This is a genomic window from Pseudomonas frederiksbergensis (assembly GCF_017114915.1).
Lineage (GTDB): Bacteria > Pseudomonadota > Gammaproteobacteria > Pseudomonadales > Pseudomonadaceae > Aquipseudomonas > Aquipseudomonas frederiksbergensis_I.
The window spans coordinates 199,387-211,582 of the sequence record NZ_JAAUOE010000001.1 but is presented as its reverse complement, the minus strand read 5'-3'; the positions used below and the strand labels follow the sequence as shown (position 1 = coordinate 211,582).

Here is a 12,196-nt window from a genome sequence, read left to right as displayed (position 1 = left end):
CACCGCAAATCCCGCGCATGAACACCACTTGTCTGCGACATGATGTCCTTTCATATGCCATCTAAAAGCGGTTGGGTTAGAATGCCTCCCTTTTCTGCCCCGATCCTTGAGGACCGCCATGTTCAGCCGTGATTTGACTATTGCCAAGTTCGACGCCGACCTTTTTGCCGCCATGGAGCAAGAAGCTCAGCGCCAGGAAGAACACATTGAGCTGATCGCTTCGGAAAACTACACCAGCCCTGCGGTGATGGAAGCTCAAGGCTCGGTACTGACCAACAAGTACGCCGAAGGTTACCCGGGCAAGCGCTACTACGGTGGCTGCGAGTACGTCGACATCGTCGAGCAGCTTGCAATTGATCGAGCCAAGGAACTGTTCGGCGCCGATTACGCCAACGTTCAGCCACACGCCGGTTCGCAAGCCAACAGCGCCGTTTACCTGGCGCTGCTGCAAGCAGGCGACACCATTCTGGGCATGAGCCTGGCCCACGGCGGTCACCTGACCCACGGCGCCAGCGTTTCGTCCTCCGGCAAGCTGTACAACGCCGTTCAATACGGCATCGACGCCAATGGCCTGATCGACTACGACGAAGTCGAGCGTCTGGCGGTCGAGCACAAGCCGAAAATGATCGTGGCCGGTTTCTCTGCCTACTCGCAGGTTCTGGATTTCCCACGCTTTCGCGAAATCGCTGACAAGGTCGGTGCCTACCTGTTCGTCGACATGGCCCACGTGGCCGGTCTGGTCGCCGCTGGCGTCTACCCGAACCCGGTGCCTTTCGCTGACGTGGTGACCACCACCACCCACAAGACCCTGCGCGGTCCACGTGGCGGCCTGATCCTGGCTCGCGCCAACGCCGACATCGAGAAGAAGCTGAACTCCGCGGTATTCCCGGGTGCCCAGGGCGGCCCGCTGGAGCACGTGATCGCGGCCAAGGCGATCTGCTTCAAGGAAGCGCTGCAGCCTGAGTTCAAGGCCTACCAGCAACAAGTGGTGAAAAACGCCCAGGCCATGGCCGGCGTGTTCATCGAGCGCGGTTTCGACGTAGTGTCGGGCGGTACTCAGAATCACCTGTTCCTGCTGTCGCTGATCAAGCAGGAAATCTCCGGTAAAGACGCCGATGCCGCGCTGGGCAAAGCGTTCATCACCGTGAACAAGAACTCGGTACCAAACGATCCACGCTCCCCGTTCGTCACCTCCGGCCTGCGCTTCGGCACCCCGGCTGTGACCACTCGTGGCTTCAAGGAAGCAGAGTGCAAAGAACTGGCCGGCTGGATTTGCGACATCCTGGCTGATCTGAACAACGAAGCGGTGATCGATGCCGTTCGTGAGAAGGTCAAAGCCATCTGCAAGAAACTGCCGGTGTACGGCGCTTAATTGCACCGCTAAACCGCAGTGATGAAAAAACCGGCCAGCGATGGCCGGTTTTTTTTCGTCCGCTTTTTTTCAAACGGAGAAAAGGCTCAAGGTCGGGGCATTGCGCCCAACTGGTAAGACCGGTCATGCCAATTTTGCACTTTCTGCTTGCGATCACCCGAAAACAGCGCCTAGACTGCGCCTGCACTGGACATACCGGTAAGACCACAATAATTAAGTCCTGAATCTGATGCGCTTAGCGCACGGCAGCCAGGACACCGACCAGGATTCCTCCCATGCTCAGATGGTGCTCGCGTTCAATCTTCCTTCAAGTGGTTCTCGGACTGATGCTCGGCATCGTCTGCGGGCTGACCCTTCCCGAATATTCCGCCCAACTCAAACCCCTTGGCGACGGTTTCATCAAACTGATCAAGATGCTCATTGGTCTGATCGTGTTCTGCGTGGTGGTCAGCGGCATCAGCGGTGCCGGTGACCTGAAGAAGGTCGGACGCATCGGCCTGAAATCGGTGATCTACTTCGAAATATTGACCACCATCGCCCTGGTAATCGGCCTGGTGTTCGCCTTCACGACCGGCATCGGCAGCGGCGCGAACATTCATCTGGAGCAGCTCTCCGCCGCCGACATGGGCGACATCGCCCAACGCGGTCAGCACATGCAAACCACCACCCAGTTCCTGCTGAACCTGATCCCGAGCTCGGTGATCGGCGCCTTCGCGGACAACAACATCCTGCAAGTCCTGCTGTTTTCGGTGCTGTTCGGCAGCGCGCTGAACCTGGTGGGCGAAGCGGCGTCGGGTATTTCCCGGCTGATCAACGAGCTGAGCCATGTGATCTTCCGCATCATGGGCATGATCGTGCGCCTGGCGCCGATCGGCGTGTTCGGCGCTATCGCCTTCACCACCAGCAAATATGGCCTGGATTCGCTGCAACACCTGGGCAGCCTGATCGGCCTTTTCTACATGACCTGCGTGGCATTCGTGGCGCTGATTCTCGGCCTGGTGATGCGCCTCTCGGGCCTGAAGATGTGGCCGCTGCTCAAGTACCTGCGCGAAGAACTGTTGATCGTCATGGGCACCGCCTCTTCCGACGCCGTGTTGCCACAAATCATGCGCAAGCTTGAGCATCTGGGCATTGGCAGCTCCACGGTCGGGCTGGTGATTCCGACCGGGTACTCGTTCAACCTTGATGGTTTTTCGATCTACCTGACCCTGGCCATTGTGTTCATCGCCAATGCCACCGGAACGCCGCTGGCCATGACTGATCTGCTGACGATTCTGCTGGTCTCGCTGATCACCTCCAAAGGTGCCCACGGGATTCCCGGCTCGGCGCTGGTGATTCTCGCCGCCACCCTGACGGCGATCCCGGCGATTCCGGTGGTGGGCCTGGTGCTGGTGCTGGCGGTGGACTGGTTCATGGGCATCGGGCGGGCGCTGACCAATTTGATTGGTAACTGCGTAGCCACGGTGGCCATTGCCCGCTGGGAAAAGGACATCGATATCCAACGGGCAAACAAAGTGCTTTCCGGCCAGGTGGGATATACCTTCCAGCCGAGAAAACCGGTTACCCCGGCGCATCAGCAGGAATTTTAAACAACGTGTGCCTGCCCACGGGCAGGCACATTCATCACGACCTGGAGCGAACAGTGATTACCTCGTCAACCGTTGTAAATTCGGTGGTAGAAAAACTTCGGGCCGCGCTGGCCCGTGGTCAGTGGCGTTCCGGCGAAATGCTGCCGGGCCAGCGCGAACTGGCCGAACAACTGGGCATCAGCCGCCCGAGCCTGCGCGAAGCGGTGATCGTGCTGGAAACCCTCGGCCTGGTGCGTTCCATGCCGGGCAAAGGCGTGGTGGTGCTGGAGGCCAATCTCAACGACAGCCAAAGCCACGACAGCGCGGTAGCCGGGGCCAGCCTGGAAGACGTGCTGCAACTGCGCTACACCCTCGAACCGTTCATTGTCGGCCTGGTGGCGCAGTCCATCAGCAGCAAGGAAGTCGGGCAACTGCGCCTGACCCTGATGGACATGCGCGAAGCCTTGGAGGCCAACGACAGCGAGGCCGGCGTGAACGCCTACATCGCGTTCCACGAAGAGTTGTTCGCCCTGACCTCGAACCCGATTTTCCAGAGCGTGGTGCAGCAGACCAGCAATGCCCTCAAGCAAAGCGCCGACGTGCTGCGCAATTCTCCGGAGCATCTGGCTGAACGCCTTGAAGAAAACGAAGCCGTGGTGCGAGCGATACGCAGCAAAAACAGCGCCCAGGCCAGCGCCGAGATGCGTCGGCACATCCTTCGCGAAGGCCAGCGGATGGGCATCGAATTGAATATTCCGGACGATCACCTCGGCAGTTGACCCCCTCTTCGAACTGGAGAAAGGCCATGAACAGCTTCGCCTCGCCACAAACTCTTGTTGCCCTGCCCTTTCGCCCGTCGGTGGAAAATCTCCATTCGCGGATCTTCGACGCCATTCTCGAACAGCGCATCAATGCGGCCAGTCGCTTTACCGAAGATAGTCTGGCGCAGATGTTCGGTGCCAGGCGCAGTGACATTCGTAGTGTGCTGACGCAGCTGTCCCATCAGCAAATCATCATCCTGCGGACCAATCATCGTCCCCGGGTTGCCGCACCAGATGCCGAGCAAACCCGTCAGACCCTTCACGCACGGCGACTGACCGAAATCACGCTGGTGAAACTTGCCTGCCGGCAGCCTCGTGCGCAAAACCTGAAACGCCTGCGTGCCTTGATCGACAGCGAACGCCAATGTAAGGAGCGTGGTCCATCGATTCGGTTATCGGGAGAGTTCCACTTGCAACTGGCCGAAATGGCAGGAAATGCACCGCTGGCGCATTTTCTTGGCAGCCTGGTGCCGCTGATTTCGCTGGCGATTGCGCAGTATGACGCTCAGACAAGTGATTATTGCGGATGGCAGGAGCATGCGGAGATTGTCGATGCCGTGGAACGTGGGGATGTTGCGATGGCCGAAATACTGATGAACCGGCACCTGGATCATCTTGAGCAAATATTGCTGAACTCCGGTTATGTCCCCCGCCTGGATTGTTGTGTTGCCGGTTAAATCGCCATCGCGGGCGAGGCTTGCCCGCGAAGGTGTCATCACCGACGAACACCTATTCAATCCGCCGCGACCCGCGCAAAACCTTCGCGAATCTTCTCTTGCGGCAAATCATCGGCAATGAACACGATCACGCTTTCGCGCGTGTCATCGTCTGCCCACTCGGTGTCCCAGTCGAAGCCGTAGAGTTTCAGCACGCCCTGAAACACCATGCGCCGTGGCTCGCCAAGGATGTTCAAAACACCTTTGTAGCGCAGCAGTTGCTTGCCATGGTCTTCCAGCAGTTCGTTCATGAACTCGCTGAGTTTGTCGATATCCAGCGGCTTGTCGGTACGCAGCACCAGGCTGGAGATGCGGTCGATGGACGGTGCTTTGCTCACCGGGCGCAAACTCACACCGCCACCGAGGTCGGCATTGAGGTTGAAGCCGCGCACGTCGAGCAGTTCGGCCAGATCGATCTTGCCGTGCTCGACCACGCGAATCGGCGCGCGACGGTTGATGCGGGTCAGTCGCTCGCTGAGGGCGGTGAAGGTCGGCTCATCCACCAGATCCCGTTTGCTCACCAGCAAGCGGTCGGCAAAACCGATCTGCGCCTGGGCGATGGTCTGGGTCAGGTGCAGGTCGGCGTGAGCCGCGTCCACCAAGGTGATGATGCCGTCGAGGAGGTAACGCTCGCGCAGCTCTTCGTCGATGAAAAAGGTTTGCGCCACCGGGGCTGGGTCGGCCAGACCGGTGCATTCGATCACCAGGCGGTCGAAGGCGATTTCGCCGCTGTCCAGGCGCTCCAGCAGCAGATACAGCGCTTTGGTCAAATCGGTGTGGATGGTGCAACAGACACAGCCGTTGGACAGCGTCATCACTTGCACCGGCTCGTCGCCCAACAGTTGGGTGTCGATGCCGGCATCACTGAATTCGTTTTCGATCACCGCGATTTTCAGGCCGTGCTCGGCTTTGAGCAGGTGGCGCAGCAAGGTGGTTTTACCCGCGCCGAGGAAGCCGCTGAGGATCGTGACAGGGATTGGTGCTAACAAAATAAGGTCTCCCGGACGCAAAAAAGCTGTAGGAGCCAGGTTTGCCGGCGAAAGCGTCCTGAAGATCACCTTTGCCGGCAAGCCGTGCTCCTACAGTGGAGTGTTGCCTAAACCGCGTGCATCAACAGCACTTCGGTCCACCCTTGCCACCGTAGCGGGCCTCCTGACGTTCGCGAAAGAACATCTCGTAGCTCATCACCGGTTTGTCCGGGTGTTTGGTTTGCATATGCTCGACGTAGGTGTCGTAGTCGGGCATGCCGACCATCAGGCGTGCGGCCTGACCGAGGTATTTACCGAGGCGACTCAGGTCATTGAACATGGTGCAATCCTCAGGTTACGCATCCGGTTGGGCCTGGAATGGCGATTCTTTATCCGTGCGTTCTTTTTTACCCCAGGCGGCAGTGCCGACCTTGAGCGCATAGAACAGGATGCTGAACACCACGAACAGGAACAGCGCGGTCAGCGTTGCGTTGGTGTAGGCGTTGAAAATCACATGCTGCATCTGCTCGATGCTCTTGGCCGGGGCCAGGATCTGCCCGTTGGCCAACGCATCGCTGTATTTCTTCGCCAGCGCCAGGAAACCGATCGCCGGGTTGGCGTCGAACAGCTTGATGAAGCCTGCGGTGGTGGTGCAGATCAGCAGCCACAGCGCCGGCAGCATGGTCACCCAGACGTAGCGTTGGCGTTTCATTTTGATCAGCACGACGGTGCCGAGCATCAGCGCGATACCGGCCAGCATCTGGTTGGAGATACCGAACAGTGGCCACAAGGTGTTGATGCCACCCAGCGGATCGATCACGCCCTGATACAACAACCAGCCCCACATCGCCACACAGCCGGCGGTGGCGATCAGGTTGGCGGTCCAGGACTCGGTGCGTTTGAGCGCCGGGACGAAGGAGCCGAGCAAGTCCTGCAGCATGAAACGCCCGGCACGGGTGCCGGCGTCCACCGCGGTCAGGATGAACAGCGCTTCGAACAGGATCGCGAAGTGGTACCAGAACGCCATGGTGTTTTCGCCCGGCAGCACACTGTGCAGGATCTGCGCGATACCCACCGCCAGGGTCGGCGCACCGCCGGCACGGGCCAGGATGGTGGTTTCACCGATGTCCTTGGCCACCGCTTGCAGCGCTTCCGGGGTGATCGCAAACCCCCAGCCGCTGACGGCTTGGGCCACAGCCACCACGTCACCGCCGACGACCGCTGGCGGGCTGTTCATGGCGAAGTAGACGCCTGGCTCGATCACCGAAGCGGCCACCATCGCCATGATCGCCACGAAGGACTCCATCAGCATGCCGCCGTAACCGATATAGCGGGCGTTGACTTCGTTATCCAGCAACTTCGGCGTGGTGCCGGAGGAGATCAGCGCATGGAAACCGGACACCGCGCCACAGGCGATGGTGATGAACAGGAACGGGAACAACCCTCCCTTCCATACCGGCCCGGTGCCGTCGATGAACTGGGTCAGTGCCGGCATTTTCAGCTCGGGCATGGTGATCAGGATGCCGATCGCGAGCGCAACGATGGTGCCGATCTTGAGGAAGGTGGACAGGTAATCGCGAGGGGCGAGGATCAGCCACACCGGCAATACCGCCGCCACGAACCCGTAGCCGATCAGCATCCAGGTGATCTGAACCCCGGTAAAGCTGAACGCCTTGGCCCACACCGGGTCAGCGGCAATCTGCCCACCCAGCCAGATCGAACCCAGCAGCAACGCCACGCCGATCACCGAGATTTCACCGATGCGGCCCGGACGGATGTAGCGCATGTAGATGCCCATGAACATCGCGATCGGGATCGTCGCCATTACGGTGAAAATACCCCACGGGCTTTCGGCCAGGGCCTTGACCACGATCAGCGCCAGCACCGCGAGGATGATGATCATGATCAGGAAACAACCGAACAGCGCGATGGTCCCGGGGATGCGGCCCATCTCTTCACGGACCATGTCGCCCAGGGAACGGCCGTTGCGGCGGGTGGACATGAACAGGACCATGAAATCCTGAACTGCACCGGCCAGCACCACGCCGGCAATCAGCCATAGCGTGCCGGGGAGATAGCCCATCTGCGCCGCCAACACCGGACCAACCAGCGGCCCCGCGCCGGCGATGGCCGCAAAGTGGTGACCGAAGAGAATGTGTTTGTTGGTCGGCACATAGTCCAGACCGTCATTGTTGAGCACGGCGGGGGTAGCCCGACGCGAATCAAGTTGCATCACATTGTTAGCGATGAACAGGCTGTAATAGCGATACGCAACCAGATAAATGGCCACGGCAGCAACCACGATCCACAAGGCGTTGATCGCCTCGCCTCGGCGCAATGCCACTACGCCCAGGGCGCACGCTCCCAAGACTGCCACCAGCAGCCAGGGTAAGTGGCGTAGCAGGCTATTATTATTTTTCATTTTATGATTCCAGCCAGAGTGGACAAGAAAGACAGCCATCCGGAGTTTAGCGCTACTGGCCTCAAAGGCCACCCCCAACGTTGGTCTGGCGCAATGTCCGTGGCGGCTGACGCCAAGCCCGGTCTATAGTCATTGCACCATGCACAGGGGTCAGACCATGAGCGAACAGCATTCCGATCGCCGCCGTTTCAAGCGTATTGCTTTCGATGCCCGAACCGAGCTGAGCCAGAACGGGCAGCGTTGGTCGGTGCAATTGCTCGACCTGTCGCTCAAGGGCCTGCTGATCCAGCGTCCCGAGTCCTGGTCAGGCGACGCCAGCCAGCCCTTCGCAGCCGATGTCCATTTAAACAACGAGGCCGAGATCCGAATGGACGTGCAGCTGGCCCATGATGACCACGGCCAGCTGGGTTTTGTCTGCCTGAATATCGGGCTCGAATCGATCGAACACCTGAGGCGGCTGGTCGAGCTGAACCTCGGCGATCCCGAGGAACTGGAGCGGGAGTTGGGAGCGCTGATCGAAGCCTGATTGCTTTCTACAGGGATTGCGCTCACATGCTTATTCGAACAGTGCGTCGAGGGCCTGTTCCAGCCGCGTCACGGCAATGATCTGCAACCCCGGCGGCGGCTCTTTCGGCGCGTTGCCCTTGGGCACGATGGCGCGCTTGAAGCCGTGCTTGGCCGCCTCTTTCAAGCGCTCTTGGCCACTCGGCACCGGGCGCACTTCACCCGATAACCCGACTTCGCCGAACACCAGCAGATCATGGGGCAGCGGCCGGTTGCGCAAACTGGACATGACCGCTGCCATCAAGGCCAGGTCGGAAGCGGTTTCCAGGACCTTCACCCCGCCGACCACGTTGAGGAACACGTCCTGATCGTGGGTCGGGATGCCGCCATGGCGGTGCAAAACCGCCAACAACATGGCCAGGCGATTCTGATCCAGACCGAGCGTCACCCGGCGCGGGTTGGCCAGATGGCTGTCGTCCACCAACGCCTGGACTTCCACCAGCATCGGCCGGGTGCCTTCCCACGTAGCCATGACCACGCTGCCCGGGACTTCTTCCTGGGCGCGGGTCAGAAAAATCGCCGAAGGGTTGGAGACTTCTTTCAGGCCTTTGTCGGTCATGCCGAACACGCCCAATTCATTCACCGCGCCGAAACGGTTTTTCACCGCCCGCAGCAAACGCAGGCGCCCATCGGATTCGCCTTCGAAATACAGAACCGTATCGACCATGTGCTCCAGCACGCGCGGCCCGGCCAAGGCGCCTTCTTTTGTCACGTGACCGACCAGGAAAATCGCGGTGCCGCTCTGCTTGGCATAACGCACCAACAACGCTGCGCTTTCCCGAACCTGCGACACGCCGCCCGGTGCCGATTGCAGTTGCTCGGTGAAAATCGTCTGGATCGAGTCGATCACCATCACCTTGGGCTTTTCGACCCGGGCGGTGGCAATGATGGTTTCGATGCAGGTTTCAGTCATCACCCGCAGCTGATCCTGAGGCAAGCCCAAGCGCCGGGCGCGCATGGCCACCTGCTGCTGGGATTCTTCGCCGGTGACATACAGTGCCGGCATGCTCTTGGCGAGGTTGCACAAGGTTTGCAGCAAAATAGTTGACTTGCCGATACCCGGATCACCACCGATCAACACCACCGAGCCATCGACCAAGCCGCCGCCCAGAACGCGATCCAGCTCGCCGGACGCCGTGGAAAAACGCGGAATCTCTTCGACACTGACTTCGGCCAGGGTCTTGATCTGCGCCTGCTGGCCGGTCCAACCGGTGCGACCGCTGGGGGCTGCGGCGCCGCCACTCTCCACCATGGTTTCGGTCAGTGTGTTCCAGGCCCCGCATTCGCCGCACTGGCCGGCCCACTTGGGGAAGGTTGAACCGCACTCGGTGCAGCCGTACATGCGCTTGGCCTTGGCCATCTGAACTCCCGGCAAAAACCGCGATGATAGCTCAGCTGGCGCGGATCAGCGCGGCGCCGCCGTGCGGATTTCACCGCTGGCCAGACGCGCGGCGCTGTTGCCCAACGGATCCTCGGCGTTCATGTCTGCCCCTTTGGCCTTGAGTGCGTCGAGCAACTCGACGCGTTTGAACAACCCGGCATACATCGCGGCAGTCTGCCCGGCGCCGTTGCGTTGGTCGGGGCTGCAATGGGTGGCCAGCAGGGTTCGAGCGATTTGCAGTTCTCCCTTGAAAATCGCCCCCATCAGCGCCGTATTGCCGCGTTGATCCTGGGCGCAGGCATCCGCCCCGGCCGCGAGCAAACGCTCCACGGCGGCGCTCTGGCCGTGATAGGCGGCCAGAATCAGGGCGGTGTACCCCTTGCTGTCGCGGGTATCAAGGGAATAGCCGGCGTCGATGAAGGTCTCGAGCATCGGCACATCACCCCGTCGAGCGGCATCGAAATAGTAATCCTGCAATTGGGCTTTCAGCGCTTCGGGGTCCTTCGAGACTTGCGCATCAGGCCCGGCGAGCACACTGAGCGACCAGCACGCCAGAAACACAGACAGATAAAAACGCATGGTGGAACTCCTTGATCAGACGGGACCTCGCATGAGGTCCCGCTTCAGGCAGATGGATCAGTCGAGCAGTTTGGCCGCCTGCGCCTTGACCCGTGCCAGATCACCCTTGGCTACTTTGGTCACCCCGGTCCCGTATTCCGGGTCGGCCTTGTAGAGGAAGGACAGGATGATGTGCTTGCTCTCGTCATCGGTGGTGGCCAGGGAGCCGCCGAAGCTGTCGATCAGATCCTGACGTTCCTTCTGGTTGAACGAGCGATACAGATCGCCGGCCTGCTTGAAGTTCTGCTCACGCTGAATCTTCGCCTGCTGCGTGCTGCCCGACAGGGTCGCCTGGCTGTAACGCGCGGTTTGCGGCTCTTCACGGGATAGCAGACGGCTCGGCTGGTAATTCACCCCCGTGCTGCTGGCGCCGAGGTTCATCGCGCCATCCTGGTTACCGTTGTTCACGGCGATTTTGGGTGCGTTGATCGGCAACTGCAGCGCGTTAGCCCCCAGGCGATACAGTTGGGTATCGGCATACGAGAACACTCTCCCCTGCAATAAGCGATCTTCCGAAGGTTCGATACCGGGCACCAGATTGGCTGGCGCCATGGCCACTTGTTCGGTTTCCTGGAATACATTCGCCGGATTACGGTTCAACACCATTTGTCCAACTTTTCGCTCAGGTATACCGGGCCAGATCTTGGTCGCGTCCAGTGGATCGAAATCAAACTTGGACAAATCTTGCGGTTTTATAACCTGAACGTACAAGTCCCACTTCGGAAAGTCCCCCTTATTAATGTGGGTAACCAAGTCATTGGTCATATGACTGTAGTCTTGACCTTGAACATGGGTAACTTCTTTGGGGTCGAGATTTTTTATTCCCTGCAAACTTTTCCAGTGAAACTTCACATAGTGAACATCGCCTTTGGCGTTAACCAACTTGTAGGCATGTACACCGTTGCCATCCATCTCCCGATAACTGGCTGGCGTGCCGGAGTTGGAATACAACTCGGTCAAGGTGCGAGTGGCTTCCGGAACATGGGAGAAGAAATCGAAACGACGGGAGTCGTCGTCAAGGTTGGTGCGCGGGTCTGGCTTGAAGGCATGGACCATGTCTGGAAACTTGATCGCGTCACGGATGAAAAAGGTCGGAAAATTGTTGCCGACCAGGTCCCAGTTGCCATCTGCGGTGTAGAACTTGGTGGCGAACCCCCGCGGATCACGCAGGGTTTCCGGCGAATGGTTGCCATGGACCACCGCGGAAAAGCGCACAAATACCGGTGTGCTCTGGCCGCCGGCGAATACCTTGGCCTTGGTCAGGTCACTGAGGTCATCGGTCACCGTGAAGGTGCCATGTGCGCCCGTGCCACGGGCATGCACCACACGTTCGGGAATGCGTTCGCGGTCAAAACGCTGGAGTTTCTGGATCAGTTGCACGTCTTGCAACAGCACCGGCCCGGTCGCGCCGGCGGTTTGCGAGTTCTGGTTGTCGCCCACGGCGGCGCCGTTATCACGGGTCAACGTCGCAGCGTTGACGGAAAAGGACAGCAAGCTGGCGGTCAGAACGCCGAAGGTACGACGGAGGGGAAAAGCCCCGAGGCCAAGGGGAGTTGTCATGGAAGTTTCCTCTGGTTTTATAAGGCGCATCCTGGTGCGCCCCACAGAGGCTAGTGACCCGAAGGCCAAAACATAAATAGAAATCCCGCACCGGGGCGATAGCGAAAAGGTTCTGGAAAGCCCGGTCTAGAGCGGGTAATCGCGCGCGAGTGGTGGCATTTTGTAAACTAATTACCAGAAGATGTGTCGATAGACACGGGCATTGT

General features: G+C 59.7%; 11 protein-coding genes. 5 read left to right on the top strand and 6 right to left on the bottom strand.

The features are described 5' to 3' along the window. The first annotated feature begins 118 nt into the window (after nt 1-118). The 4 genes from glyA (at nt 119) to HCU66_RS01045 (ending at nt 4,438) form a co-directional block, all read left to right on the top strand. Nucleotides 119-1,372: a serine hydroxymethyltransferase gene (gene glyA / locus HCU66_RS01060; RefSeq protein ID WP_205886624.1), complete on the top strand. Its 1,254-nt coding sequence runs from the start codon at nt 119-121 to the stop codon at nt 1,370-1,372. 275 nt (nt 1,373-1,647) lie between these two features. After that, the gene (locus HCU66_RS01055) at nt 1,648-2,961 is read left to right on the top strand and encodes a C4-dicarboxylate transporter DctA (protein ID WP_205886623.1); all 1,314 of its coding nucleotides are present in this window, start codon (nt 1,648-1,650) and stop codon (nt 2,959-2,961) included. 53 nt (nt 2,962-3,014) lie between these two features. Then, entirely contained in the window at nt 3,015-3,719 is a 705-nt protein-coding gene (locus HCU66_RS01050; protein ID WP_205886622.1) for an FCD domain-containing protein, read from the top strand. Nucleotides 3,720-3,745: 26 nt separating this feature from the next. After that, complete coding sequence (locus HCU66_RS01045; protein ID WP_205886621.1) at nt 3,746-4,438, top strand: GntR family transcriptional regulator; 693 nt, start codon at nt 3,746-3,748, stop codon at nt 4,436-4,438. A 56-nt stretch (nt 4,439-4,494) separates the two neighbouring features. Here the strand turns inward: HCU66_RS01045 and yjiA are convergent, their stop codons facing one another. From yjiA to HCU66_RS01030, 3 genes are all read right to left on the bottom strand, one after another. Further along, nucleotides 4,495-5,466: a GTPase gene (gene yjiA, locus HCU66_RS01040; protein WP_205886620.1), complete on the bottom strand. Its 972-nt coding sequence runs from the start codon at nt 5,464-5,466 to the stop codon at nt 4,495-4,497. Nucleotides 5,467-5,587: 121 nt separating this feature from the next. Beyond that, complete coding sequence (locus tag HCU66_RS01035; RefSeq protein ID WP_003228401.1) at nt 5,588-5,785, bottom strand: YbdD/YjiX family protein; 198 nt, start codon at nt 5,783-5,785, stop codon at nt 5,588-5,590. A gap of 15 nt (nt 5,786-5,800) precedes the next feature. Continuing rightward, a complete protein-coding gene (locus tag HCU66_RS01030) occupies nt 5,801-7,867 on the bottom strand; it encodes a carbon starvation CstA family protein (protein WP_205886619.1) in 2,067 nt (688 codons plus the stop codon). Between the two features lie 157 nt (nt 7,868-8,024). On the opposite strand from HCU66_RS01030, the gene HCU66_RS01025 reads away from it, so the two are divergent. Then, nucleotides 8,025-8,393, top strand: coding sequence for a PilZ domain-containing protein (locus tag HCU66_RS01025; RefSeq protein ID WP_205886618.1), 369 nt, complete (start codon nt 8,025-8,027; stop codon nt 8,391-8,393). A 30-nt stretch (nt 8,394-8,423) separates the two neighbouring features. On the opposite strand, the gene radA is transcribed toward HCU66_RS01025, so the two are convergent. From radA to katB, 3 genes are read right to left on the bottom strand one after another with little or no spacing between them, the layout of a single operon-like run. Beyond that, the gene (radA, locus tag HCU66_RS01020; RefSeq protein ID WP_205886617.1) at nt 8,424-9,791 is read right to left on the bottom strand and encodes a DNA repair protein RadA; all 1,368 of its coding nucleotides are present in this window, start codon (nt 9,789-9,791) and stop codon (nt 8,424-8,426) included. 45 nt (nt 9,792-9,836) lie between these two features. After that, the gene (locus tag HCU66_RS01015; RefSeq protein ID WP_205886616.1) at nt 9,837-10,391 is read right to left on the bottom strand and encodes an ankyrin repeat domain-containing protein; all 555 of its coding nucleotides are present in this window, start codon (nt 10,389-10,391) and stop codon (nt 9,837-9,839) included. Nucleotides 10,392-10,448: 57 nt separating this feature from the next. After that, on the bottom strand, nt 10,449-11,990 hold the full coding sequence (gene katB, locus HCU66_RS01010) for a catalase KatB (RefSeq protein ID WP_205886615.1): 1,542 nt from the start codon (nt 11,988-11,990) through the stop codon (nt 10,449-10,451). Between the last annotated feature and the right edge of the window lie 206 nt (nt 11,991-12,196).